We start from the raw sequence: 24,876 nt of genomic DNA, 5'->3' as shown, positions 1-24,876 counted from the left end.
TAGCCACCGATCACCCGTCGGTGGCGGTGCGCACGTGGGCGAGATCGGCTTCCATGCGGGCGGCCGCCTTCCGCAGCTCGGGCAGGACGTCGCGCAGCAGCGTGTCGTTGGTGGCGCGGCCGGCGTGGGTGGCGACGTTGACGGCGGCCACGGTGCGTCCGGTGCGGTCGCGGATCGGCACGGCGATGGACCGCACGCCTTCCTCCAGCTCCTGGTCCACGAGGGCGTACCCGTCGGCGGCGGCCTGGCGCAGCAGGGCGCGCAGCTCCGTGCGCGAGGTGACCGTTCTGGGCGACAGGGGGCGGGGCTCGATGGTGGCGAGCCGTTCGTCGGGCAGCTCGGCCAGCAGCACCCGGCCCATGGAGGTCGCGTACGCGGGGAACCGGGTGCCCACCGTGATGTTGATGCTCATCAGGCTGACCGTCTGGACCCTGGCCACGTACATCACGTCGTCGCCCGACAGCACCGCCACGGACGCCGACTCCCGCACGCGGGCCACCAGGTCGGCCAGGTGCGGCTGCACGATCTCGCCGATCGTCAGCCCGGACAGGCCCGCGTACCCGAGCTCCAGCACCCGGGGCAGCAGCACGAAGCGGCCCCCACCGGCGGCGCCGGCGTAGCCGAGGCGTTCCAGGGTCTGCACCGCTCGCCGGACGGTCGCGCGAGGCAGGCCGGTGGCCTTGGCGCAGTCGGCGAGGGTCAGGCCGCCCGGCGCGGTGCCGAGCGCGACCATGACGGCCAGGCCGCGGGCGAGCGACTGCAGGAAGCCCATGCCGAGCTCCTGCTTGGCCGCGCGGGACGGATCGACACCGGTGGCGCCCGGCGGAGACGACAGGGTCTCCGCCGCCAAAGGGGAAGGCAGAGGTCCGGCCTCCCTAGGGGACGGCACGGGCGCCGCCTCCGTAGGGGACGGCAGGCGTCCGGCCAGCGCCGCCTCCATCTCGGCGACCGTCTTGCGCAGCGCGCCCAGGCAGTGCTCGCGCAGCCCGGCCACCGTGTGCCGGCTGGTGTGGCTGACGACGCTGACCGCGCACACCGCCCGCCCCGCCCTGTCCCGTACGGGCATCGCCACCGCGATCAGCCCCGGCTCGATGAGCTGGTCGTCCTCCGCCCACGGCGCGGCGGGGTCGAGCAGGGCCAGGCCGGCGGCGCAGCGGGAGGCGGGCAGCAGGTCGCCGACCCGGAAGGTGACCGACATGGTGCGCCGGCGGGTGCGCTGGACGATGAAGCGCACCCCGTCGCCGTCGGGGACGGCCAGCGACACGGACTCGTCGAGCTCGTCGGCCAGGCGTCCGGCCAGGGGCGCGAGCGCGTCACGCAGGCCGCCGCCCGCGAGGTAGGCCTCGCCCAGCTCCATGAGGCGCGGCGCGGGCTGCACGTCGCGGCCCTCCGCCCGTACGTAACCGAGGTGCGCGAGCGTGGCGAGCACGCGGTCCACGGTGGACCTGGCCAGGCCGGTCGCGCGCACCAGGTCCGTGGCCCGCACGGGCCGGCGGGGGTCGGCGGCCAGCGCGCGCAGCACGGCGAGGCCACGCTCCAGGGTTCCGGCCGCTTCCATGGGCTGCTCCTCACCGCAAAACGGGCACGACAGGGACCTTTGACAGCCCGTGCCCCGCTCCACATACTGGAGCACATCATCATAATGAACTAAAGTTCGCAGAGCGAACACGTCACGAACGGAGCGTCGTGCCCAGAGACAAGGTGGTCGCCACGGCCGCGGAGGCGCTGGCCGGCGTGCACGACGGCGCGTCGTTCGCCGTCGGCGGTTTCGGCCTCAGCGGCATCCCCAACGTGCTGATCAAGGCCCTGTACGACACCGGCGTGACCGGCCTCGCCGTCGTCTCCAACAACTGCGGCGTCGACGGCGGCGGCCTCGGCATCCTGCTGGCGGCCGGCCGCATCGCCCACGTCACCGCGTCCTACATCGGCGACAACAAGGAGTTCGCCCGCCAGTACCTGTCCGGCGAGCTGGAGGTCGAGCTGACGCCGCAGGGCAGCCTGGCCGAGCGGCTGCGCGCCGGCGGCAGCGGCATCCCCGCGTTCTACACGCCCGCCGGCGTCGGCACGCCGATCGCCGACGGCGGCCTGCCGCTGCGCCACCACCCCGACGGCTCGATCGCGCTCGCCTCGCCGCCGAAGGAGGTGCGGGAGTTCGACGGCCGCCAGTACGTGCTGGAGCACGGCATCCGTACGGACTTCGCGCTGGTCCGCGCGGCCAAGGGCGACCGGTACGGCAACCTGGTCTTCAACAAGGCGTCGAGGAACTTCAACCCGCTGGCCGCCATGGCGGGCCGCGTCACGGTCGCGGAGGTCGAGGAGCTGACCGAGCTCGACCCCGACGAGGTGCACCTGCCGGGCGTCTTCGTGCAGCGCGTGCTCGTCCTGACCCCCGAACAGGCCGCCGACAAGGGTATCGAACGGCGCACGGTCTCCGACCCCCAGGCACAAGGGACGATCACCGCATGAGCTGGACCCGCGACGAGATGGTCGCCCGCGCGGCGGCCGAGCTGCGCGACGGCGACTACGTCAACCTCGGCATCGGCCTGCCCACCCGCATCCCCTCCTTCCTGCCGCCCGGCGTGGACGTGGTGCTGCACTCGGAGAACGGCATCCTCGGCGTCGGCCCGTACCCGACGCCGGACAACCTCGACCCCGACCTGATCAACGCCGGCAAGGAGACGGTCACCGTGCTGCCCGGGGCGTCGTTCTTCGACTCCTCGCTGTCGTTCGGCATGATCCGCGGCGGCCACATCGACGTGGCCGTGCTCGGCGCCATGCAGGTGTCGGCGCGCGGCGACCTGGCCAACTGGATGGTGCCCGGCAAGCTGGTCAAGGGCATGGGCGGCGCCATGGACCTGGTGCACGGCGCCCGCAAGGTCATCGTGATCACCGACCACAATGCCAAGGACGGCTCCCCGAAGATCGTCGAGGAGTGCTCGCTGCCGCTGACGGGCAAGGAGTGCGTGCACCGGATCATCACCGACCTCGGCGTGCTCGACGTGACCGAGCGGGGGCTCGCGCTGGTGGAGCGCGCGCCCGGAGTGAGCGTGGACGAGGTGCGCGAGCGCACCGGCGCGGAGGTGATCGCGGCATGAGGAACGTTCGCATCGTCTCAGCGGAGGAGGTGACCGCAGCGTGAAAGACGTTTACATCGTCGATGCCGTACGCACCCCCTTCGGCCGCTACGGCGGCGCCCTGTCGAAGATCCGCCCCGACGACCTGGCCGCCCACGTCATCGCCGCGCTGGCCGAACGCAACGGCCTGGAGACCGCCGACGAGGTCGTCCTCGGCAACGCCAACGGCGCCGGCGAGGAGAACCGCAACGTCGCCCGCATGGCCGCCATCCTGGCCGGCCTGCCCGTCACCACACCCGGCGTCACGGTCAACCGCCTGTGCGGCTCCGGCATGGAGGCCGTCATCCAGGCGTACCGCGCGATCGCGCTCGGCGACGCCTCCACCGTGATCGCCGGCGGCGTCGAGTCGATGACCCGCGCCCCGTGGGTGCTGCCGAAGCCCGACAAGGCGTTCCCGGCGGGCGGTCAGGAGCTGGTCTCCACCACGCTCGGCTGGCGGCTGGTCAACCCCGCCATGCCCGCCGAGCACACGGTCGCCCTCGGCGAGGGCGCCGAGCTGATCGCCGACAAGCACCGCATCGGCCGGGCTGAGCAGGACGCGTTCGCGCTGGCCAGCCACCAGAAGGCGGCCAAGGCGTCGTTCGAGCGGGAGATCGTCCCGATCGCGGGCGTGACCCGCGACGAGGGCATCCGCCACGACACCTCGCTGGAGGCGCTGGCCAAGCTCAAGCCCGCCTTCCGCAAGGACGGCGGCACCGTCACCGCCGGCAACTCCTCCCCGCTCAACGACGGCGCCGCCGCCCTGCTGCTGACCGACGAGGCCGGCCTGCGCGGGCGCGAGCCCCTGGCCAGGATTGTCGCCACCGGGGTCAGCGCGCTGGAGCCCCGCTACTTCGGGCTCGGCCCCGTCGAAGCGGCCGGCAAGGCGCTGGCCAAGGCGGGCAAGCGGCTCGGCGACCTCGACACGGCCGAGCTGAACGAGGCGTTCGCCGCCCAGGTGCTGGGCTGCCTGGCCGAGCTGCCCGACCTCGACCCCGCGATCGTCAACCCCGACGGCGGCGCCATCGCGATCGGCCACCCGCTCGGAGCCTCCGGCGCCCGCGTCACCGGCGCGGTCGCCCACCGGCTGGCCGCCGCCGGCTCCGGCCTCGGTCTCGCCTGTCTCTGCATCGGCGTCGGCCAAGGGCTGGCCGTCGTACTCGAAAGGTAGCGTGATGTCCGAACCCCTCAAGCAGGCCGACATCGATCAGGAGATCGCGGCCCGCGCCGGCGAGCCGGGCGACCACCCGGCCCGCGACTACGCCCCCTACCGCAGCACCCTGCTCCGCCACCCCAAGCAGCCGCTCGTCGCGATCAAGGACCCCGAGGCGGCCGAGCTGACGGGGCCGGTGTTCGGCGTCAGCGACGTGACCCCGTTCGACAACGACCTCACCAAGCAGCACCTGGGCGAGCCGCTGGGCGAGCGCATCACCGTGCGCGGGCGCGTCCTCGACCGGCAGGGCCGCCCCGTGCGCGGGCAGCTCGTCGAGATCTGGCAGGCCAACTCCGCCGGCCGCTACCTGCACCAGCGCGACGACCACCCGGCGCCGCTCGACCCCAACTTCACCGGCGTCGGCCGCTGCCTGACCGACGACGACGGCAACTACCTGTTCACCACGATCAAGCCCGGCCCGTACCCGTGGCGCAACCACCTCAACGCCTGGCGCCCGGCGCACATCCACTTCTCGCTGTTCGGCACGGCCTTCACCCAGCGGCTGGTGACCCAGATGTACTTCCCTGGAGACCCGCTGTTCCCGTACGACCCGATCATGCAGTCGGTCACGGACGAGCGCGCCCGGCAGCGGCTCATCGCCGACTACGTGCACGACCTGTCCGAGCCCGAGTTCTCGCTCGGCTACCGGTGGGACATCGTGCTCGACGGGCCCACCGCGACCTGGATGGAGGAAGGCCGTTGAACCCCACCCCCTCGCAGACCGTCGGCCCGTTCTACGGGTACGCGCTGCCGTTCCCCGGCGGCGGTGACCTCGCCACCGGTGGGATCGCCGTGCACGGGTACGTCTACGACGGCGCTGGCGACCCCGTCCCCGACGCGCTCCTGGAGTTCTGGCAGGCCGACGAGCACGGCTCCCTGGCCGGCGCGCCCGGCACCCTGCGCCGCGACCCCACCAACGGGGCCATCCTGGGGCGCGACGGCGTGCGCTTCACCGGCTTCGGCCGCGTCGCCACCGATCTCGACGGGCACTGGACGCTGCGCACGGTCGTGCCGCCGAACGGGTACATCAGCGTGTGCGTCTTCGCCCGCGGGCTGCTGCACCACCTGTTCACCCGCATCTACCTCGGGCAGGACGCCTTCCTCGACTCGCTCCCGCCGGAGCGGCGGCAGACGCTCGTGGCGGCGGAGGAGCGCGAAGGGGTGTACCGGTTCGACATCCATCTGCAGGGCGAGAAGGAGACGGTCTTCCTTGACTTCGGGTGATCCCGAGCAGCATCTCAAGCCGGATCCCGAGCGGCGCTTCGAGCCTCAGCCCGAGCCGCGGGCTGGCGGCTCCGAGCCAGCGGACCTCGGCCTGCGTCCCGCCGGCTCCGGGGCGGCGGCGGATCTCGGGTTGCTGGCCCCCATGCGGGGCGCGGCCGAGGCCACCGGCGACGCCGCCGTGCTCCAGGCGATGCTGGACGCCGAGGCCGCGCTGGCCCGCGCCCAGGCGGCCCTCGGCCTGGTCCCGGCCGAGGCGGCGGCAGCGGTGGCGGCCGCCTGCCGCCCCGGCGCGGTCAGCCTCCCCGGCCTCGTGACGCGATCCCACTCCGGCGGCAACCCGGTCATCCCGCTCGTCCAGGACCTGCGCGAGGCCGCCGGCCCCTACGGCGAGTACGTGCATCGGGGCGCGACCAGCCAGGACATCGTCGACACCGCCCTCATGCTCGTCGCCCGCCGCACGCTCGGCCCGGTCCTGGACGACCTCGGCCGGGTCGTCGAGCGGCTCACCGCCCTGGCCGCCGCGCACCGCGACACGCCGATGGCCGCCAGGACGCTCACCCAGCAGGCCGTCCCCACGACGTTCGGATTGAAGGCGGCGGGCTGGCGCAAGCTGGCCGCCGACGCCCGCATCCGCCTGTCCGCCGCCATCGACGCCCTCCCGGCGCAGCTCGGCGGCGCGGCCGGCACCCTGGCCGCCTTCCAGCCCGAGGGCACGGACGTCGACGTGGTGCTGCGGCTGCCCGGGCGGTTCGCCGCCGAGCTGGGGCTGGCCGAGCCGGTGCTGCCGTGGCACGTCCTGCGCACCCCCGTCGCCGACCTGGCCGGGGCGCTCGCGTTCACGGCGGGGGCGCTGGGCAAGCTGGCGGCCGACGTGCTCGTGCTCTCGCGCACCGAGGTCGGCGAGCTGTCCGAGGGCGTCGGCGGCGGGTCGTCGTCGATGCCGCACAAGCACAACCCGGTCCGGGCCACGATGATCGCCGCCGCCGCCCGCCAGGTTCCGCCGCTCGCCGCGATCCTGTACGGCTCGCTCGCCGCCGAGGACGAACGCCCGTCCGGCGCGTGGCACGCCGAGTGGCAGCCGCTGCGCGAGTCCCTCCGCCTGGTGGCCGGCGCCGCCCGCGACGCCGCCGAGCTGGTCGCGGACCTGCGCGTGCACCCGGACCGCATGGCCGCCAACCTCACCATCCCCGGCACCCCGGGCCCGGCCCCGGCCCTCGTGGACCACGCCCTCACGGACGATGCGCTCGTGAACCGCGACCGCACGGACGGCGACCGCACGCCCCCGCCCTCGTGGACCGCGACCGCACGGCCAGGGCCGGACACTCCGATCGACACGAACACGAATAGGCACCGCACCGATGCAGCTGCTGCACTACCGCCTGGACGGCCCCGAGCACGGCGAGCCGCTGATCCTCGCCCCCTCGCTCGGCACCTCCACCCGCCTGTGGGACCCGCAGATCACGGCGCTGGCCCGCACGTTCAGGGTGCTCAGGTTCGACCTGCCCGGCCACGGCGACTCGCCGACGCTCCCGGCGAGCACCATGGACGACCTGGCCGCCCTGGTCCTGGACGTGGCGAGCGCCGAGGGCATGGACACCTTCCACTACGCGGGCGTCTCCATCGGCGGCGCGATCGGCGCCACGCTGGCGGCCCGCCACCCCGGGCGGCTGCGTTCGCTGGCCATGATCTGCTCCAGCGCCCGGTTCGGCGACCCGGCGTCCTGGCACGAGCGGGCGAAGCTGGTCCGCGCGGAGGGCACCGCGCCGCTGCTGGAGGCCACGGCCCGCCGCTGGTTCGCGCGGACCCCCGTCCAGGCGCTGCTGGACGACCTGGCCGCCGCCGACCCCGCAGGGTACGCGGCCTGCTGCGACGCGCTGGCGGCCTACGACCTGCGTGCGGACCTCGCCGCGATCACCGTCCCGACCCTCGTGGTGGCCGGCCGCGACGACCCGGCGACGCCCCCGGCCCACGCCAGGGAGCTGGCCGACGGCATCCCCGGCGCCACGCTCGTCGAGCTGCCCGGCGCCGCCCACCTGGCCCCCGCCGACCAGCCCGAACGCGTCACCGAGGCGCTGCTCGCCCACCTGCCGGCCGTGCCCGGCATGCGGGTGCGGCGCGAAGTGCTCGGCGACGCGCACGTGGACCGCGCCGTCGCCCGTACGACGCCCTTCACCCGGGACTTCCAGGACCTCATCACCCGCTACGCCTGGGGCGAGATCTGGACCCGCCCCGGCCTCGACCGCCGCACCCGCAGCTGCGTCACGCTCACCGCGCTCGTCGCCCGCGGCCACCTCGACGAGCTGGCCATGCACGTACGCGCCGCGCTGCGCAACGGCCTCACCCCCGACGAGATCGGCGAGGTCCTGCTGCAGAGCGCCATCTACTGCGGGGTCCCGGCGGCCAACGCCGCGTTCGCCGTCGCGCAGCGCGTCCTGGACGAGGAGGGCCGCGGCGCGTCCTGGACGAGGAGAGCCGCGGCGCGTCCTGAACGAGGAGAGCCGCGGCGCGTCCTGAACGAGGAGAGCCCGTCATGACCGCCACCCCGCGGGCCCGCCTATGATGAGCGAATGACCTCGCCCCCCGCCACCACCGAACGCCAGCGGGACGCCGACCGCACCAAGGCGGAGATCCTGGAGGTCGCGCAGCGCGAGTTCGCCCGCTACGGCTACGCGGGGGCGCGCGTGGACGAGATCGCGGCCCGCATGCGCACCACCAAGCGCATGATCTACTACTACTTCGGCAGCAAGGAACGGCTCTACATCGCCGTCCTGGAGAAGGCGTACGCCGAGGTGCGCGAGGTCGAGCGCACGGTCGACGTCGAGCACCTGGCGCCCGTCGAGGCCATCCGCACGCTGGCGGAGCTGACCTTCGACCACCACGACGCGCACCGCGAGTTCATCCAGCTCGTCGCCATCGAGAACATCCACCAGGCCGAGCACATCCGCAAGTCCGAGGTCCTGGCCAACCTCGGCACGCCGGTGCTCGACCTGATCTCCCGCATCCTCGACGCCGGCCAGGAGTCGGGCGACTTCGTCACCGAGGCCGACGCCATCGACGTGCACATGATGATCAGCGCGTTCTGCTTCTTCCGGGTGGCGAACCAGCACACGTTCGGCGCGCTGTTCGGCCGCGACATGACCGCCGCCGAGCACCGGGCCAGGCAGCGGCGCATGGTCGGCGAGATGATCGTCGCCTACCTGTGCGGCAACGGCGCCGCCCCCCGCCCCTAGCGCAGGCCCGCTCCCCGCCCCTGGCGCAGGCGCTTGCCCAGCCGTTGTGCCGGGATCTCGATCCAGCGGTAGGTCAGGGCGCTGAGCGGGATCAGCGCCAGGAGGAACGACGGCAGGTCCGGCAGCACGTACAGCAGGATCGGGTGCAGCAGGTAGACGGAGAAGCTGATCGTCCCGAGCCACGGCAGCCAGCGCGGGAACGTGCGGCCGCGCAGCGCGTACGCCAGCCCGAACGCGCCGAACGCCAGCACGATCGCCAGCACCCACGCCGGATCGTCCTTGGCCGGGATCCCGCACCCCACCACCAGCGCCACCGCCAGCCCCGCGGCCCGCCACGAGATCGTCCCCCGCTCGGCCCGGTGGATCGCCGTCCCCGCGAACATCGTCGCCAGGATGATCACCCCCTGCCACGTGCCGCCCCTGCTCCCCAGCACCACCAGCGCCAGCCCCAGCAGCCCGCCCGCGACCGCCGCCACCGTCCGCGCCCTCCCCGCACCCAGCACGGTCACCGCGATCGCCACCACCACCGCGACCCCGAGCACGGCGGCGACCAGATCGGCCCGGCCGCCGATCGTCGCCTTGGGCAGCAGCAGCCCCAACGGCACCGCCGCCACCGCCAGAACGGCGGCGATCCCCGCCGACCGGTGCGCCTGCCGCGCCGCGAACAGCGCCACGCTCACCAGATAGAACGCCATCTCGTACGAGAGCGTCCAGGTCACGTTGATCACGGCCGGCAGGTTGAGCAGCTCCTGCAGCATCGTGACATTCCCCAGCACGACCAGGGGCCACGGCCGCTCACCCAACCCCTTCGGCCCCGGCAGCAAGCCGGCGGCGGCGAGCACCAGCGCGAGACCGCAGGCGAGGATCAGCAGCGGCAGCAGCCGAAAGCCCCGCCCCACCCAAAAGGCCCGCAGATCACCCTGCCGCTCCAGCGAGGCCGGAATGATGTACCCGCTGACCAGGAAGAACACCAGCACACCCCAGGACCCGAGATCGATCCGCCGATCCACCTCCGCCCAGACGCCCGGAAGGAACGTCCAGCCGGCGTGGTGCATGGTGACGGCCAGCGCAGCGGGCCCCCGCAGGGCATCCAACCAGGCCAGCCGGACGGGGGCCGGAAACATCTGCCGCAGTCTAGGCCATATCCGGACATAGCGAACGACGGCGGGCTACCGGCCGGGGAGGGGTCAGGGGCGCAGGCGACGTGCCGCACCCAGCCACCGTGCTCGCACCGCACCGCCCGCCTTAGCCTTCTCGGCGCCGCGTCGGCGAGGCGTGGTGCGGGCGTGCCCGGCGCAACGCGCACGGCGGCCCGCCCCAGACCGGCCGGAGCGCGAGCGGGCGGCAAGGCACTGGCGTGGCGAGGGGCGCAGGTGGCGTGCCGCGCCGGGCCCACGGGGGCGCGCCCGCATGCGCCGCGCCGGCTGCCGTGCCGCGCGGGGTCCGTGCCACGCGGGGGTGCCGTGCCGCGCGGGGTCCGTGCCACGCGGGGGTGCCGTGCCGCGCGGGGTCCGTGCCACGCGGGGGTGCCGTGCCACGCGGGGGTGCCGTGCCGCGCGGGGGTGCCGTGCCGGGCGGGGCTGCCGTGCCACGCGGGGGTGCTGTGCCATGCGAGGGCCGTGCTCGGCTGGCGTGCCCCGCCGGACCGCTCGCCCCCGCCTTCTCGGCGCCGCGTCGGCGAGACGTGGTGCGGGCGTGTCCGGCGCAACGCGGACGGCGGCCCGCCCCAGACCTGGCGCAGGAGGGGGCGGGAAAGGGCGGGGTCAGGGGGTGGTGCAGGCGGGGCGGAGGTGGGTGAAGGCGGTGTCGAGGAGGTGGGCGGGGTCGGCGTCGGGGCCGCGGCGGAGCCATTCGCGGGAGGCGCAGTCGACGGCGGCGCCCGCGGCTGACGTCAGGAGGTCGGCCGTGAAGGGGTCCAGGCTGGCGCGGGCGGCCAGGGCGGCGGCGATGCGGGAGCGGGCTTCCTCGCGGCGTTGCTGGAAGCGGGCGCGCAGGGACGGGGTGCGTTCGATCAGGCGGAGGGTGGCGCGGCTTTCCGCGTCGATGCGGGCGACCCAGTCCCGCAGCACCGCGTGCAGTGATTCCCAGGGCGGCTCGCCGGCCGGGCGGGCGGTGAGCTGGTCGGCGATGTCGTCGCCCATGACCTGGACGCCGCCGAACACGGCGTCCTCCTTGGCGGGGAAGTAGCGGAAGAAGCTCCGCTTGGACACTCCGGCGGCGCGGGCGATGTCGTCGACGGTGACCTCGTCGAAGCCCCGCTCGGTGAACAGCTCCAGCGCCACGGCGGCGAGCTCGGCCTGGACGGCCCGCCGCGCGCGTTCTCTCAACCCGGCCATGCGCCGGAGTGTAGTGGAAGGCGTATAGTGCCATTCATGACACCGAATGACAGAAGTGGCAGTGTGGCGCTCGTCACCGGCGGCACCGGCGGCATCGGCAAGGAGACGGCCCGCGCCCTGGCCGAGCGTGGGGCGTCGGTGGTCGTCGTCGGGATCGATCGCGAGCGCGGGCTCCGCGCCGTACAGGACATCAGGGACAGCGCCGGGCATGACCGGGTGCACGCCGTCTCCGCCGACGTGACCACGCTCGACGGGCTGCGGCGTCTGGCAGAAGCGGTCGGCGAGCGGCACGACCGGCTCGACGTGCTGGTGAACAACGTGGGCGTCAACCTGCCCGCCCGCACGCTGACGGCCGACGGCGTGGAGCGGATGTTCGCGGCGCACGTGCTGGCCCCGTTCACGCTCACGCACCTCCTGCTGCCGCTGCTCGAACGAGCGCCGGCCGCGCGCGTCGTCAACCTCACCGGCGGCATCCCGGGCGGCCCCATCGACCCCGGCAACCTGCTGGGCGAGCGCCGCTACCTCGGCTGGACGTTCAGCCACTACAACCACACCAAGACGATGACGATGGCGATGACGCACCGCCTGGCCGCCCGGCTGCGCGGCTCCGGCGTGACGGCGAACGTGGTCTACCCCGGCCACGGCCACACCCCGATGAACCGGGCCACGCCGCTGCGCGCGTTCCCGATCGCCTACCGGCCGATCGCGCCGCTGGTCCTGAAGGTGATCGCGCCGCTGTTCCTGTCCGACCTCACCAGGTCGGCCCGGTCCAGCGTGTACGCGGCCACGAGCCCCGACCTGGACGGCGTGAGCGGCGCCTACGTCGATGGCCGGTGCCGCCGCAGGCCGCTGCCCGCCCCGGCGCTCGATCCGGCCGCTCAGGAGGCCGTCTGGGAGCTGTGCGTCAGGCTGAGCGCGCCGGTCCTCGGGGGTGTCTCTCCGGCGTGACGAGGCGACCGATGCCCCTGCCACATTCCAGGTATCGGAGCGGACCGGTTTGACCCTATCTTTGCCGTGACCATGCGTCCCGAAGGAGATGTTCTGTGAAGAGGCTTCTCGAAGGAACGGCCGTGCGCGCCGGGGTCGTGGCGGCGGTGGCGCTGGCGGGCGGGCTGATCGTCGCGTCCCCCGCCGCGGGTGTGGCCACCACCGGCTCCGTCGTCACGCCGGTGACGGTCACGGCCCAGACGGCGGCGCTGGCCCGCCCGCGCAACGGCACGATCCTCTACGACCGCATCAGCGGCGGCCAGGGCCGGCTGAAGATCAGGAACGGTCTCTCCCAGGACGGCGTCGTCATCCTGGTCAGGGGCAGGACGAAGGCGATCAGCATCTACGTGCGCGCCAGGTCCACAGCCACCGTCACCGACGTCAGGGACGGCACGTACCGGATCTATTTCACCACCGGCACTCACTTCAGCCGGTCGAAGGGCAGGTTCACGCGCAACGCGGTCTACCAGCGCTTCAACGACAAGCTGAAGTACCGGACGACCGCCACCAGGATCCCGGGCTGGTCCCTGACGCTGAACCCGGTCAGGGGCGGCAACGCGGGGACGAGCTCGGTCAACCCGAAGGACTTCCCGGCCTGATCCACCAAGGGTCGAGCCTGCGGACAAAGCGTACGAAATGTGTGCACACTTGGATGTGCCCGATCGCCTTGCAGCAGAGCTCGACACCGTCCCCGACCACAAGACGTTCGCCACGGTGGACGAGGTGCACCAGCGGCTCGCCCGCCTGGCGGACGATCACCCCGGGGTCGCCACGCTGCGCAGGATCGGCACGTCCCGCCTCGGCGACCCGATGCTCTGCCTCACCGTCGGCGACGGCCCCCGCCACGCGGTCGTCGCCGCAGGCCCGCACCCGAACGAGCCCATCGGCGGCCTGACCGTCACCCACCTGGCGAGCCGCCTGTGCGCGGACGCGGGGCTGCGCCGCGCCGAGGGCTGCACGTGGCACATCGTCGGCTGCCTCGACCCCGACGGAACCCGGCTCAACGAGGGCTGGTTCGCGGGCCCCTTCACGCGGGCGCACTACGGCAGGCACTTCTACCGCCCGGCCGGTGACGAGCAGGTCGAGTGGACGTTCCCGTTCGCGTACAAGCGGGCCTACTTCGACCGTGTGCTGCCCGAGACGCTGGCCCTGATGCGGCTCATCGACGAGACCAGGCCGGCCTTCCTGACCACCCTGCACAACGGCGAGTCCGGCGGCGTCTTCTACTACCTCAACCGCCCGGAGCCGGAGCTGCAGGCCGTGCTGCGGGAGCTGCCCGGCCGGTACGGGGTGCCGTTGCACGCCGGCGAGGCCGAGCACCCGTCCGTCAAGCAGCTGGAGCCGGCCTTCTACCTCACCCCGAGCATGGAGGACGTCTACGACTACGCCGAGGCGCTCGGCCAGGACCCGGTGGAGCACGTCGGCGGCGCCTCCAGCGACTCCTACGTCAGGAAGTACGGCACGCTGGGCCTGACGGCCGAGATCCCGTACTGGACGGACGCCTCGGCGGGCGACACCACGCCGACCGGGCGGACGTACCGTGACGTGCTGACCGAGCTCGCGGCGCGGCTGACGGCCACCTCGGAGCTCCTGGACGGCGTGCTCGCGGCGGTCACGCCCGAGCTGTCCACGAGCTCGCCGTTCCTGCGGGCCACCCGCTCGTTCATCCCGATGCTGGCCGGGACGGCCGCCACGCACGCGGTCCGCGCGCCGGCGCCGGAGAACGAGCGGCCCGCCACCGTCGCCGAGGTGGCCTCCTGCCGCGACACGGTGCACAGCGCGCGGCTCAGGTTCGGCGGGATGCTGCTGCGGGCGCTGGAGGGCGAGCTGGCCGTGGGCAACGTCCGGCCGGCCATCCGCGCGCAGGCGCGCGAGCTGGCGCGCACGTACGACCGGTGGTGCGCCGAGGCCGAGGCGGGCGCCTCGAACGAGACGATCCCGATCCGGCACCTGGTGGCCATCCAGTACGGCGCGATCCTGGCCGGCGCGCGGCAGGCGATGACCACTCCAGCCGCCTCAGCTTGACGGAAGATCCGGAATGCACCAGATTGATCGCGTCTTTCCGGACCGTTCCCAAGGAAACCAATGAAGCGATCCATCGTCGGTGTCGCCGTGGTCGCGGGCATGGTGCAGCTCACCGCCATGCCCGCGCAGGCCGCCGCCTCCGCCTCCGACCCGGTCACGGCCCTGAAGGCCGAGTTGGCGCCGGGCCGCGCCGTCAACCTCCAGGCGACGGCGAAGATCACCTACCCGGGCGACCGGGTCGTCACCTCCGCCGTGGACGGCACGTTCGGGCTCGGCTCGCGCGGCCCCGTCGCGTCCGACCTGGGCCAGACCGTCCAGTACAGCGACAAGCTGCTGCGCGAGATGAAGAAGTCGAGCCCGAAGGAGACCGAGGGCCTTCAGGCCGGCCCCGTGCGGCTGATCTCCTCCGGCAGCGTGAGCTACGTCTCGGGCCCCGTCGTCGAGCAGACGCTGCTCACCCAGAACGCCGCCCACGTCCGCTACACGGGCGTGAAGCAGCCGCCGAGCAACCTCCTCGTCGAGGTCCTCGACCCGGCCACGCTCAAGGCGCTCGTGGCGGCCCGCTCCTCCTGGAAGGACGGCATCCTCAAGGGCACCATCAAGCCCGCCAAGCTCGCCGCCGTCTCCCAGCCGTTCGCCTCCCGTTACGGGACGCGCTTCAAGACCGGCAAGATCTCCTACACGCTGTACTTCGGTGACAAGGGCCTGGTGCGGCGCGTGGCGGTCAAGGCCACCCTGCCCGTGGCCAAGACCACGGTCCAGGTCGAGTCCGACACCCGGTTCAGCGACTGGGGCCGCGAGGTCACGGTGAACCTCCCGCTGCGCGGTGACGTCATCGACCGCGCCGAGGTCAAGGGCGACGTGCCCGCCGGCGTTCCGGGCATCTGGAACTAGCGCACATCACGGCACCACGCGCCGGCCGCCGGAAAATCCGTGGCCGGCCGGCGCGACGCCCGCCTACACTGGGCCGCATGTCGACACCCCGGACTTCTTAGCCAGGACACCCGCCTTCGCGTCACCCGTGTGTCCTTTCTAAGCTCCGGAGTGTATTTCCATGCTCACCTTCCGTGGTGTCGAGCTGCGTGCCGGCGCCCAGCTCCTGCTGTCCGGCGCCGCCGCCCACGTCGGCCCCGGCGACCGCGTCGGCCTGGTCGGCCGCAACGGCGCCGGCAAGACGACGCTCATGAAGACCCTCGCCGGGCGGCTCCAGCCCGCCGCCGGCGACATCGTCCGCACCGGCCCCGTCGGCTACCTGCCGCAGGATCCGGCCGCCGCCGACCCCGCCGTCGCCGTCCTCGACCGCATCCTGTCCGCGCGCGACCTCGACCGGGCGCTGCGCGACCTGCGGGCCGCCGAGAGCGCGCTCGCCGAGACCGGCGACGAGCGCGCCATGAGCCGCTACGCCAGGGCCGAGGCCGAGTTCCAGGCCCGCGGCGGGTACGCGGCCGAGGCGCAGGCCGCCCGCGTCGCCGCCGGGCTCGGCCTGCCCGACCGGGCACTCGACCGGCCGCTCGGCACCCTGTCGGGCGGGCAGCGGCGGCGCGTCGAACTGGCCAGGGTGCTGTTCGCCGAGCCGGGCGTGCTGCTGCTCGACGAGCCGACCAACCACCTCGACGGCGACTCCGTCGCGTGGCTGCGCTCGTTCCTGCTCGGCCACGCCGGCGGGCTCGTGCTGATCAGCCACGACACGGAGCTGCTGGCCGACGTGGTCAACCGCGTCTGGCACGTGGAGGACGGCCGGCTGGAGGTGCACAACACCGGCTGGCACACCTACCTCGCCGACCGCGCCGCCGACGACCGGCGCCGGGCGCGGCTGCGCGCCGCCGCCGAGCGCAAGGCCGCCGCGCTGCACGCCCAGGCCGACCGCATGCGCTCCAGGTCCAGCACCGCCGTCCGGGCCCGCGACATGGCGCGCCGCGCCGACCGCATGCTCGCCGAGACCCGCCCCGCCCGCCGCACCGACAAGGTGGCGCGCATCCGGCTGCCCGAGCCCGCCCCCAGCGGGCGCATGCCGCTCGGCGCGATCAGCCTGACCAAGTCGTACGGCGGCCTGCCCGTGCTGACCGGCGTGGACCTCGCGATCGACCGGGGCAGCCGGCTCGTCGTCCTCGGCCTCAACGGCGCCGGCAAGACGACCCTGCTGCGCCTGCTGGCCGGGCACGAGCGGCCCGACTCCGGCCGGGTCGTGCACGGGCACGGGCTGCGCCTCGGCTACTTCGCCCAGGAGCACGACACGCTCGACCCGGCCACCACCGTCGGAGGCCACCTCGCCGCGGCGGCCCCGCAGCTCACCGACGGCGAGGCCAGGGCGGTGCTCGGCTCGTTCCTGTTCGGCGGCGACGACGTGGACAAACCGGTCGGGGTGCTGTCGGGCGGGGAGAAGACCCGGCTGGCGCTGGCCGGGCTGGTCAGCTCCCGGGCCAACGTGCTGCTGCTCGACGAGCCGACCAACAACCTCGACCCTGCCTCCAAGGCCGAGGTGCTGGCGGCCGTGGAGGCGTACGAGGGGGCGATGGTCATGGTCACGCACGACCAGGACGCCGTGGCGGCCCTGCGGCCCGAGCGGGTGCTGCTGCTGCCCGACGGGGCCGAGGACCTGTGGCACGACGGCTACGCCGACCTGGTCACCCTGGCCTAGCCGCACACCTGGCGCCTACTTCACGGCGCCGCCGGTGATGCCGGAGATGATCCTGCGCTGCGCGATCGCGAAGACGATCAGCAGCGGCAGGCTCATCAGGATGACGTAGGCGAAGATCAGGTGCCAGTTGTTGAGGTAGAGCCCGGCGTTGGCCACCTGGAACAGGTTCAGCGGCAACGTGTCCAGCCGCCCGCCGACGACGAAGAACGCGTAGAAGACGTCGTTCCACACGTACAGGCAGATGAGGATGGTCGCGGTGGCCAGCACCGGGCGCAGCAGCGGCAGGATCACGGAGAAGAACACCCGCACGGGCCCGGCGCCGTCCATCCGTGCGGCCTCCTCCAGCGACACCGGCACCGTACGCACGAAGCCCGTCACGAAGAAGATCACCGTGGACAGGTAGATGCCGACGTACACCCCGATCATGCCGACCGGGCTGCCCGCCAGGCCGAGCTGGCGCAGCAGGAGCACGATCGTGACCACGGCGGGCGGCAGCACGATGCCGCTGATCGCCAGCGCGTACAGCACCGCGTTCGGTCGGGAGGCGCGGCGGGCCAGGATCCACGAGGCCATCGAGCCGAACGTGAGCACCAGCACCACCGACGGCGCCACCACCAGCAGGCTGCCGAGGAACGCCATCGGTACCTCGCCCTGCTGCCACACCTGCGCCAGGTTCTCCCACAGGTGCCAGCGGGAGGGCAGCGACAGGTCCGGCGACAGGGCCTCGCCCTGCGACTTGCCGGCCGTGACGACGACCAGCCACAACGGCACCCCCATGACGGGGACGACGAGCGCCACGACCGCGAACGGCCGCAGCCGGGCCGCCCACCCGCGCGCCACCGGCGACGGGGCCCGGCGGCGGGCGGCGGAGCCGAAGACGGGGACCGTCACAGGATCTCCTCCCTCCTGCGCAGCACGCGGATGACCGGGAAGGCCAGCAGCGCGACCATCAGGAACAACACCAGGCTCATGGCCGTGGCCTGCGCGAACAGGCCCTGACCGAAGGTGCGGTAGATGAAGATGTTCAGGATCTCGGTGCTGCGGGCCGGGCCGCCGCCGGTGAGCGCCTGCACGATGTCGAACCCGTTCATCGAGCCCAGCAGCGCCGTGGCCACGTTGAACGTGACGGCCGGGGCCAGCAGCGGGAAGCGGACCGACCAGAACGCCTGCCACGGCGTGGCGCCGTCGATGCGGGCCGCCTCCGTCACGTCCTCCGGAATCGTCTTGAGGCCCGCCAGGTAGATGAGCATCGACAGGCCCATCCACTTCCAGGCGTGGATCACCGCGGCCAGCACCAGCGTCCACGTCGTGCTGCCCAGCCAGGCGACGTCCACCCGCTGCCCGGTCAGCGCCGAGAGCAGGTCGTTGAGGCTGCCGTCCGGCTTGAGCAGGGCCTGGAAGACGTACCCGACGGCCAGCGCCGACATCAGCACCGGCACCAGGAAGGCCAGGCGGGCGGCCCGGTTGAGCCACGTGTCCCGCTCCAGCAGCACCGCCAGGCCGAAGCCGAACAGGTTCTGGAACAGCGCCACCAGCGTCGCGTAGATCACCGTGACCCGCAGCGCGCTGAACAGCGTGCCGTCCGACAGCAGGTAGGCGAAGTTGTCGACGCCGGCGAAGCGGATCTCGCTCTTGAAGCTGGACCAGTCGGTGAAGGCGTAGACGAAGTTGAACAGGGTCGGCAGGAAGAAGAAGACGAACAGGATCGCGAACGCCGGCAGGAGGAACCACATCGGGTGCGTCCGGCCGCGCGCGACGTGCGGGGCGGGCGCCCGCCTGACGGCCTTCACCGGGCGGGTCAGCGTCTGCTGCACGGGTGGACTCCCTCAGAAGCCGGTCGCGCCGGCGGCCTTGGCGAGCTGGGCGAACTGCTTCTGCGTGGCCGCCGCCACCTGCTCCGGCGTCAGGCTGCCGGTGATCATGTCCGCCAGGTTCAGGTACAGGTCGGGGTTGGCGACGGCGAGCGCCTGCATCGACCCGACCGCCTGCCCGAGAGAGGCGTGCACGTCTTTCAGCGCCCGCGGCACGCCGTCCGGGGTCGGCACGTCCGTACGCAGCGACACCGTCTTGCGGTCGGCCACGAACCCGGCGTACCCCGGCCCCATCCAGTACGCCAGGAGCTGCCGCGCCGCCGCCTCCCGCTTGGCGTCACCGGTGCGGAAGGCCACCAGCGCGTTCGACTGGTCGGGGATGAACGTGCCCACGTTGCCCGACGGCGAGATCGGGAAGAAGCCGATCTTCTCGTCCAGCTCCGCCATGTCGGCCTTGGCCTGGAGCTGGCCGAAGAACGAGTTCACCTGCATCGCCATGGCCGCCTTGCCCGACAGCAGCGCCTCGCCCTGGTCCTCGAACGTCGCGGTCCTGATGTCGGTGTTGAACAGGCCCTCGTCGATCAGCGCCTTGTACTTCTTGATCGCGTCCAGGATCGTCCTGTCCTCGAACGTCTCCTTGCCCGTGTTGACCCGCTCCCACAGGCCGTTCTTCGCCGCGTCGGCGAGCTGCACCTGCACCCACCACTGGGTGGCCCACTTGTCGCCGGCCATCTCGAAGAACGGCGTCACGCCCTTGGCCTTGAGCGAGCGCGCCAGCTCGACCAGCTCGCCGAAGTTCTTCGGCGGCTCCTTGACGTGCTGCTTGTTGTAGTAGACGCCCTCGACGGCCGGGCTCGTGATGAGCGCCGCGTAGCGGGTCTTGTCGAGCAGGCCCGTCATGTCGCGCAGCTCGGGCGAGAGCTGGTCCAGCCACGGCGCGCCGTCCAGCGGCTGCAGGTTCGCGCGGGCGTTGAGCGCGGTCAGCATGGACGCCGTCGGCTGCCAGAAGGCCAGGTCGGGCTTGTCGCCGGTGGCGACCTTCGTCTGCACGCCCTGCTCGTACGGGTCCGGGATGGTGACGACCTCGACCTTGGCCCCGGTCGTCCGGGTGAAGGCGTCGGTCACGGCCTTCGGCACGGTGTTGCTGTTCTGGGCGGCCCAGATGGTGAGCGTGACCCCGTCCAGGCGGGCGGTCGGGGAGGGCCAGGCGGCGGGGCGGACCCGGTGGCGGGTGCCGCGGCGGGGCCGGCGGCGGGATCGCTGCAGGCCGCGACGGCCAGGACGAGGGCCGACGCGGCGGCGACACGCTGTGCGAGCTTCACGGTTCGGCTTCTTTCAGCTCAGAGGGGACGGACACGGAGGATGCGGGCGGTGGGTGCGGAAGTGGAGGCGGTGACGGTCAGCTCGGCGGCCCGCGCATCCCACGCCCAGGTCCAGCCGCCCGCCGCGGCGGGATAGGCGATCTCCACGGTGAGGTCGCGTCCGGCGAGGTGGGGCAGGCGCAGCACGGCGGCCGGCGCGGCTCCCGGCCGGCGCCAGACCGCCAGGTGGGTGGTGTCCCCGGCGCGCAGGCCGAGGGCGAGCCACGGGTCGTCCCAGCCGGGCAGGCCCAGCGGCCAGCACGGGACGCCGCGCAGCAGGTCGCCCCGCAGGCCCTTGTGGACCCGCACGCCCTCCTCGACCAGGGCGAGCTGCTGCGGCGCCATCCGGGGCAGGTCGCCCGACAGGTAGAGCCGGCCCAGGATGCCCGTGCACATCGTGAACACGATCTCCTCCCCGCTCATCCCCGGCTGCGGGTAGGCCCAGTTCGCGGCCTGCTCGGGTAGCACCGACAGCGGCGCGGCGACCGCGATCGGCGGGTAGCGCAGGAAGTCCTGCTGGTCGCTCGTGGACTGCAGCTGCAGGCGCGCCAGCATCGCGTAGTCCATGCGCATCGCGCCCGAGCCGCAGTTCTCCAGCACCAGGTGGGGGTGGCGGTCCAGGACGCGCTCCAGCCAGGCGAGATGGGCCCGGTTGTGCGCCAGCAGGCCCGCGCCGACGCTGGCGGCGGCCACGTCGGTGCCCGCGCCCGGGTTGATGTTGTAGTCGAGCTTGAAGTAGCCGACGCCCAGCTCCTCCACCAGCCGGTCCACCACCTGGTCCAGGTGCGCGACCGCCGCCGGGTGGCGCAGGTCCAGGTGGTAGCGGCCGTGCTCGGCCACCCGGACGCCGCCGCGCCGCAGGAACGCCTCCGCCGGCAGCTTGTCCGCCATCGGGCTGCGCACGCCGATCACCTCCGGCTCCAGCCACAGGCCGGGCGTCATGCCGTGGCCCGCGATCCGGGCCAGGACCTCCTCCAAGCCATCCGGGAAGCGCGTCTGGGACGGCTGCCACTCGCCGACGCTGTCCCACCAGTCGCCGCCGTCGTCGTACCAGCCGGCGTCCACGCAGAACACCTGCGCGCCCGCCCTGGCGGCGGCGTCGATGAGGGGGAGGAGCTTGTCCGTGGTGGGGTCGCCCATGAGCGTGTTCATGTAGTCGTTGAAGACGACGGGCAGCGTGGCCCGGTCGGGATGCGGACGCACCAGCGCCCGCCGGTACGCCGTCAGCGCCGCCACCGCGCCCTCCAGCCCGTCCCCGCTGACCGTCACCGCGACCGGGACCGTGGTGAACGACTCGCCGGGGGCGAGCAGCTCGCTCCACTGGTGGTCGAGGTCGGTCGGGCCGGACAGGGCGACGTATGCGCCGTCCAGCCGCTCGCCGGTCTCCCACCGCCACGGGCCGTTGTGCTCGATCTGCCACAACCACGTGCGGCCGCTCTCCCGGTCGGTCAGGCCGCCCATGGGCACGTGCCGGCCGCTCGACCACGTGCCCTGGCTGGTCAGGGCGAACGCGCCCTTGCCGTGCTGGCCGTGACCGGGCAGCCCGAGGTCGGGAACGTGCTCGCCGAACGGCCGCCTGGCCCAGCGGCTCTCGCCCAGCCACTCGCTGTCGGCGTACAGCAGGTCGAGGCCGCCGGCCCGGCTCGCGGGGAAGATCGCGGCGAACGAGGTGACCGCCAGCAGCGGCACCGGGTGCTCGCCGGTGTTCGTCACCCGGACCCTTGTCTGCACGGCGGGCACGCCGTCGGGGGAGCGCATGACCAGCTCGGCGTCGAGGCCGGAGGTCTCGTCCCGCAGCCGGATCCGCAACTCGTGCCAGCCGTCCGCGATCGACCGCGCGGACCCCGCGTACCGCAACCGGCAGCCCACCGCCGTCTCGGACAGCCGCTGCGAGGCCCTGGCCCGCCCCTCGCCCGGCACGAGCACCTCCACCAGCGGCTGGGCCACGCGCGCCGACAAGCTGGACGGCACTGCGGCCGGCGCCACGGACGTCACTGCGGACAGCCCTTCGGACGGCGCTGCGGACTGGGCTTCGGACGGGACTGCGGGCGGCTCTGCGGCCAGTGCGCCGGTCGACAGGTCGCGCAGCGACACGGGGCCGTCCGGGTGGATCTCCACGACGGCGGTGAGGCCGGTGTGCCCCCAGCGCACGGTCTCGACGACGTCAGCAGGCATCACGATCTCGCTTTCCTCAACAGCCATGTGACCGGTCACATGCATGCGCCTCAGTGTGAGCGGTCACACGCCAACGAGGGAACCCCTCTTTGCGGGATCGTTACACGCCGGTTTCCCGCCCCCGCGACACCGGCCCGCGCATGACGGGCCCGCACGAAGACGACGTGAGCGCGATCGCCGGGATCAGGGGTGATGGGGCGGCGGGGCGGTGGACTCGCGGAGCACCAGGGCCGGTGGGGTGAGGGCGGGCTCGGGCTGGGGGCCGCCGGTCAGCTCGGCCACCGCCGCGTGGAAGCAGGCCCGGCCGAGCCCGGCGAAGTCCATGCGGACGGTGGTCAGCGCGGGCGTCCAGTACGCCGACCCCGGGATGTCGTCGAACCCGACGATGCTGACGTCGCCGGGCACGTCCTTGCCCGCGTCGTACAGCGCCCTGCGCACCCCCTGCGCGATGTCGTCGTTGCCGCACAGGATGGCGGTGACGTCGGGGGAGGAGGCCAGCCGCTGCCCGGCCGCGTAGGCCGAGCGGATGTCCCACCCGCACCCGATCAGCTCGGGGATGGGCGCCCCGGCCGCCCGCAGCGCGTCGCGCCACCCGGCGAGCCGCCCGCCGGGCACGGCGCCCTCGCGCCCGCCCTCGGACGGGATGGCGACGTGGTGGACGGTGCGGTGCCCGAGGTCGAGGAGGTGCTGGGTGGCGTCGGCGGCGGCGCGGCGCTCGTCGAGCGCGATGGCCACACGGCCCCGGTCGGGGGCGGCCGGCTCGGCGGCGGCCACGGCCGGCACGTGCTCGGGCAGCGCCTCCAGCACCGCGATGCCGAGCGGGTCGAACGCGATCACCACCACCCCGCCGGCACTGGCGTCTCCGACGTAGTCGACCGTCTGCTTCACCTCGGCGGGCTCGGCCGACTCGACGACCCTGATGCCCATGGCCATCCCCTCGGCCCTGGCCGCCTCCTCCAGGCCCTGGAGCGTGGCGGCGTAGCCGTACAGGACGGTGTTGGAGGTGACCACGGTGATGCCGCGGGCGCGGCCCAGGCTGAGGGCGCGCGCGGTGCGGCTGGGACGGAAGCCGAGGCTCTCGATCGCCGCCAGCACCGCCGTGCGGGTCTCGGGGCGCACGCGCGGGGACTCGTTCAGCACGCGCGAGACGGTCTGGTACGAGACTCCCGCGGCGGCGGCGACATCCCGGATGCTGGGCGCGGCGGCGGTGCGGGGCGCGCGTCGAGGAGTCGGAGTCACGATCACATCGTAGGGCGGGCGCCTCGCAGGTCGGGTTTGCGGACCTTGCCGGAGGCGGTGCGCGGCAGCTCCGCGACGAGGTCGAAGTAGCGGGGGATCTTGTACTTGGCCAGCCGTTCGAGCAGGAACGCGCGCAGCGACTCGCCGGTCACGTCCGCCCCGTCGCGGGGGATGACGAAGGCGTGCCCGACCTCGCCCCACGTGCTGTCGGGGACGCCGACCACGGCCGCCTCCGCCACGCCCGGGTGCTCGGCCAGCACGCTCTCCACCTCGGCCGGGTAGACGTTCTCGCCGCCGGAGATGAACATGTCCTTGGCGCGGTCCACGATGTAGAGGTGCCCGTCGGCGTCGCGGGTGGCGATGTCGCCGGAGCGGAACCAGCCGCCGTCGGCGAAGGCGCTCCGGGTGGCGGAGGGGTTGTTCCAGTAGCCGGGGGTGACGTTCGGGCCCTTGATGAGCACTTCGCCCGGCTCGCCCGGCGCGGTGTCGGTCAGGTCGGGGCGCACCACGCGGACGTCGGCGAAGAAGACGGGCACGCCCGCCGACCCGGCCTTGCGGGCGCTCTGGCTCGGCTCCAGGAACGTGGCGCCGGGTGAGGTCTCGGTGAGGCCGTACCCCTGGCAGAAGACCAGCCCGCGCTCCTGGTAGGTGCGGATGAGCGCCGGCGGCACGGGCGCGCCCCCCGCCATCAGGGTGCGCACGGACGACAGGTCGGCCCGCGCCCAGCGGGGCGAGCGGGCCAGCGCCGCGAACATCGTGGTGACGCCGAACATCCAGGTGACGCGGTGCTCGGCGATGAGGTCGTAGCAGCGGTCCACGTCCCAGGAGGGCATGATCACGGAGCGGCCGCCCTTGAGGAACGTCGGCAGCAGCGTCTGGTTCAGCGCGGCCACGTGGAAGAGCGGGGCGCTGACCAGGGTCACCTCGTCGCTGCGCAGGTCCACGCCGACGAGCATGTTGTAGCAGTTCCACACCAGGTTGCCGTGGGTGAGGACGGCGCCCTTCGGGCGGCCGGTGGTGCCCGAGGTGTAGAGGATCAGGGCCGGGTCGTCGAGGGTCACCGGCACGTCGAACGGCTCCGCGGGCTCGCCCGGCGAGAGCCAGTCCTCGTACGCGTGCTCGCCCGGCCCCGGATCGGCCAGCGCCACCACCGTGGCGGGAGCCTCCTGGAGCGCCCGGACGGCGGGGGCGCACTCCGGGGCGTAGACCAGCGTGGTCGCGCCCGAGTCGGCCAGCATGTACGCGATCTCGGGCGCGGCCAGGCGGAAGTTGAGCGGGACGAACACGGCACCGAGCACGTGCGCGGCGAACAGCGTCTCGGCGAAGGCGACGTGGTTCGGCCCCAGGTAGGCGACCCGGTCCCCGGCCGCCACCCCGGCCCGCCGCAGCCGCGCGGCCAGCCGGGTGACGCGCTCGTGCACGTCGGCGTAGGTGAGGGCGCGCCCGCCGAAGACGAACGCCGTCCGGTCCGGGGTCATGAGGGCACGGCGGGCGGGCCAGCCGCCCAGTCCGGCGTTGCGCATG

General features: G+C 73.4%; 21 protein-coding genes and 1 pseudogene. 13 read left to right on the top strand and 9 right to left on the bottom strand.

Annotated features, from left to right (window positions below; translation table 11 throughout):
* Positions 1-10: 10 nt before the first annotated feature.
* Positions 11-1,558, bottom strand: a complete 1,548-nt coding sequence (locus tag KIS93_RS68495; protein ID WP_080041485.1) for an IclR family transcriptional regulator domain-containing protein — start codon at positions 1,556-1,558, stop codon at positions 11-13.
* 128 nt (positions 1,559-1,686) lie between these two features.
* On the opposite strand from KIS93_RS68495, the gene KIS93_RS45365 reads away from it, so the two are divergent.
* From KIS93_RS45365 to KIS93_RS45330, 8 genes and pseudogenes are all read left to right on the top strand, one after another.
* Positions 1,687-2,466 (top strand): CoA transferase subunit A, encoded by a 780-nt coding sequence (locus KIS93_RS45365; RefSeq protein WP_080041484.1) that lies wholly within the window; start codon positions 1,687-1,689, stop codon positions 2,464-2,466.
* Positions 2,463-3,095 (top strand): CoA transferase subunit B, encoded by a 633-nt coding sequence (locus tag KIS93_RS45360; RefSeq protein WP_080041483.1) that lies wholly within the window; start codon positions 2,463-2,465, stop codon positions 3,093-3,095. Before KIS93_RS45365 ends, KIS93_RS45360 begins: the two co-directional genes overlap by 4 nt.
* A gap of 40 nt (positions 3,096-3,135) precedes the next feature.
* Positions 3,136-4,284, top strand: coding sequence for a thiolase family protein (locus KIS93_RS45355; RefSeq protein ID WP_080041482.1), 1,149 nt, complete (start codon positions 3,136-3,138; stop codon positions 4,282-4,284).
* A gap of 4 nt (positions 4,285-4,288) precedes the next feature.
* On the top strand, positions 4,289-5,029 hold the full coding sequence (gene pcaH / locus KIS93_RS45350) for a protocatechuate 3,4-dioxygenase subunit beta (RefSeq protein ID WP_080047082.1): 741 nt from the start codon (positions 4,289-4,291) through the stop codon (positions 5,027-5,029).
* Complete coding sequence (gene pcaG / locus KIS93_RS45345; protein ID WP_080041481.1) at positions 5,026-5,550, top strand: protocatechuate 3,4-dioxygenase subunit alpha; 525 nt, start codon at positions 5,026-5,028, stop codon at positions 5,548-5,550. Before pcaH ends, pcaG begins: the two co-directional genes overlap by 4 nt.
* Positions 5,551-5,692: 142 nt before the next feature.
* Positions 5,693-6,637, top strand: a pseudogene (gene pcaB, locus KIS93_RS45340) (3-carboxy-cis,cis-muconate cycloisomerase); the annotation flags it as partial.
* Between the two features lie 271 nt (positions 6,638-6,908).
* A complete protein-coding gene (gene pcaDC / locus KIS93_RS45335; protein ID WP_080041480.1) occupies positions 6,909-8,084 on the top strand; it encodes a bifunctional 3-oxoadipate enol-lactonase/4-carboxymuconolactone decarboxylase PcaDC in 1,176 nt (391 codons plus the stop codon).
* Between the two features lie 33 nt (positions 8,085-8,117).
* Positions 8,118-8,780, top strand: coding sequence for a TetR/AcrR family transcriptional regulator (locus tag KIS93_RS45330; RefSeq protein WP_080041479.1), 663 nt, complete (start codon positions 8,118-8,120; stop codon positions 8,778-8,780).
* Here KIS93_RS45330 and KIS93_RS45325 read toward each other — a convergent pair.
* Entirely contained in the window at positions 8,777-9,904 is a 1,128-nt protein-coding gene (locus KIS93_RS45325; protein ID WP_080041478.1) for an acyltransferase family protein, read from the bottom strand. The two genes, KIS93_RS45330 and KIS93_RS45325, sit on opposite strands and share 4 nt — an antisense overlap.
* Positions 9,905-10,543: 639 nt before the next feature.
* A complete protein-coding gene (locus KIS93_RS45320; protein ID WP_080041477.1) occupies positions 10,544-11,116 on the bottom strand; it encodes a TetR family transcriptional regulator in 573 nt (190 codons plus the stop codon).
* Between the two features lie 36 nt (positions 11,117-11,152).
* Between KIS93_RS45320 and KIS93_RS45315 the strand changes: the two genes are divergently transcribed.
* The 5 genes from KIS93_RS45315 to KIS93_RS45295 all read left to right on the top strand — a co-directional run bounded on the left by KIS93_RS45315 (position 11,153) and on the right by KIS93_RS45295 (position 16,766).
* The gene (locus KIS93_RS45315) at positions 11,153-12,064 is read left to right on the top strand and encodes an SDR family NAD(P)-dependent oxidoreductase (protein ID WP_080041476.1); all 912 of its coding nucleotides are present in this window, start codon (positions 11,153-11,155) and stop codon (positions 12,062-12,064) included.
* A gap of 95 nt (positions 12,065-12,159) precedes the next feature.
* Positions 12,160-12,702: a hypothetical protein gene (locus tag KIS93_RS45310; protein WP_155128261.1), complete on the top strand. Its 543-nt coding sequence runs from the start codon at positions 12,160-12,162 to the stop codon at positions 12,700-12,702.
* A gap of 55 nt (positions 12,703-12,757) precedes the next feature.
* Positions 12,758-14,128, top strand: a complete 1,371-nt coding sequence (locus KIS93_RS45305) for a M14 family zinc carboxypeptidase (RefSeq protein ID WP_230466545.1) — start codon at positions 12,758-12,760, stop codon at positions 14,126-14,128.
* A gap of 60 nt (positions 14,129-14,188) precedes the next feature.
* Entirely contained in the window at positions 14,189-15,022 is an 834-nt protein-coding gene (locus tag KIS93_RS45300) for a hypothetical protein (protein WP_080041473.1), read from the top strand.
* Between the two features lie 160 nt (positions 15,023-15,182).
* On the top strand, positions 15,183-16,766 hold the full coding sequence (locus KIS93_RS45295; RefSeq protein ID WP_080041472.1) for an ABC-F family ATP-binding cassette domain-containing protein: 1,584 nt from the start codon (positions 15,183-15,185) through the stop codon (positions 16,764-16,766).
* 15 nt (positions 16,767-16,781) lie between these two features.
* Here KIS93_RS45295 and KIS93_RS45290 read toward each other — a convergent pair whose 3' ends face one another.
* The 6 genes from KIS93_RS45290 to KIS93_RS45265 all read right to left on the bottom strand — a co-directional run bounded on the left by KIS93_RS45290 (position 16,782) and on the right by KIS93_RS45265 (position 24,875).
* Positions 16,782-17,657: a carbohydrate ABC transporter permease gene (locus tag KIS93_RS45290; RefSeq protein ID WP_222107880.1), complete on the bottom strand. Its 876-nt coding sequence runs from the start codon at positions 17,655-17,657 to the stop codon at positions 16,782-16,784.
* On the bottom strand, positions 17,654-18,580 hold the full coding sequence (locus tag KIS93_RS45285) for a carbohydrate ABC transporter permease (protein ID WP_222107879.1): 927 nt from the start codon (positions 18,578-18,580) through the stop codon (positions 17,654-17,656). Before KIS93_RS45285 ends, KIS93_RS45290 begins: the two co-directional genes overlap by 4 nt.
* Positions 18,581-18,592: 12 nt before the next feature.
* Positions 18,593-19,714 (bottom strand): ABC transporter substrate-binding protein, encoded by a 1,122-nt coding sequence (locus KIS93_RS45280; protein ID WP_222107878.1) that lies wholly within the window; start codon positions 19,712-19,714, stop codon positions 18,593-18,595.
* Between the two features lie 203 nt (positions 19,715-19,917).
* Positions 19,918-22,140, bottom strand: coding sequence for a glycoside hydrolase family 36 protein (locus tag KIS93_RS45275; RefSeq protein WP_222107877.1), 2,223 nt, complete (start codon positions 22,138-22,140; stop codon positions 19,918-19,920).
* Between the two features lie 156 nt (positions 22,141-22,296).
* Positions 22,297-23,352: a LacI family DNA-binding transcriptional regulator gene (locus KIS93_RS45270; protein WP_155128258.1), complete on the bottom strand. Its 1,056-nt coding sequence runs from the start codon at positions 23,350-23,352 to the stop codon at positions 22,297-22,299.
* A gap of 2 nt (positions 23,353-23,354) precedes the next feature.
* Positions 23,355-24,875, bottom strand: a complete 1,521-nt coding sequence (locus KIS93_RS45265; RefSeq protein ID WP_080041468.1) for an acyl-CoA synthetase — start codon at positions 24,873-24,875, stop codon at positions 23,355-23,357.
* Position 24,876: the final 1 nt, after the last annotated feature.

The sequence above is a fragment of the [Actinomadura] parvosata subsp. kistnae genome, from assembly GCF_900323885.1.
Taxonomy (GTDB): domain Bacteria; phylum Actinomycetota; class Actinomycetes; order Streptosporangiales; family Streptosporangiaceae; genus Nonomuraea; species Nonomuraea composti.
Note: the sequence above shows the minus strand (reverse complement) of the source record. Positions and strands in the feature narration are given on the sequence as shown.

What these genes read in the sequence shown, in the direction of transcription:
- KIS93_RS68495 (WP_080041485.1), bottom strand. Translation starts at nt 1,558, where the DNA reads ATGGAAGCGGCCGGAACCCTGGAGCGTGGCCTCGCCGTGCTGCGCGCG.
- KIS93_RS45360 (WP_080041483.1), top strand. Translation starts at nt 2,463, where the DNA reads ATGAGCTGGACCCGCGACGAGATGGTCGCCCGCGCGGCGGCCGAGCTG.
- pcaH (WP_080047082.1), top strand. Translation starts at nt 4,289, where the DNA reads ATGTCCGAACCCCTCAAGCAGGCCGACATCGATCAGGAGATCGCGGCC.
- pcaDC (WP_080041480.1), top strand. Translation starts at nt 6,909, where the DNA reads ATGCAGCTGCTGCACTACCGCCTGGACGGCCCCGAGCACGGCGAGCCG.
- KIS93_RS45330 (WP_080041479.1), top strand. Translation starts at nt 8,118, where the DNA reads ATGACCTCGCCCCCCGCCACCACCGAACGCCAGCGGGACGCCGACCGC.
- KIS93_RS45325 (WP_080041478.1), bottom strand. Translation starts at nt 9,904, where the DNA reads ATGTTTCCGGCCCCCGTCCGGCTGGCCTGGTTGGATGCCCTGCGGGGG.
- KIS93_RS45320 (WP_080041477.1), bottom strand. Translation starts at nt 11,116, where the DNA reads ATGGCCGGGTTGAGAGAACGCGCGCGGCGGGCCGTCCAGGCCGAGCTC.
- KIS93_RS45315 (WP_080041476.1), top strand. Translation starts at nt 11,153, where the DNA reads ATGACACCGAATGACAGAAGTGGCAGTGTGGCGCTCGTCACCGGCGGC.
- KIS93_RS45300 (WP_080041473.1), top strand. Translation starts at nt 14,189, where the DNA reads ATGAAGCGATCCATCGTCGGTGTCGCCGTGGTCGCGGGCATGGTGCAG.
- KIS93_RS45295 (WP_080041472.1), top strand. Translation starts at nt 15,183, where the DNA reads ATGCTCACCTTCCGTGGTGTCGAGCTGCGTGCCGGCGCCCAGCTCCTG.
- KIS93_RS45275 (WP_222107877.1), bottom strand. Translation starts at nt 22,140, where the DNA reads ATGGCTGTTGAGGAAAGCGAGATCGTGATGCCTGCTGACGTCGTCGAG.
- KIS93_RS45265 (WP_080041468.1), bottom strand. Translation starts at nt 24,875, where the DNA reads ATGCGCAACGCCGGACTGGGCGGCTGGCCCGCCCGCCGTGCCCTCATG.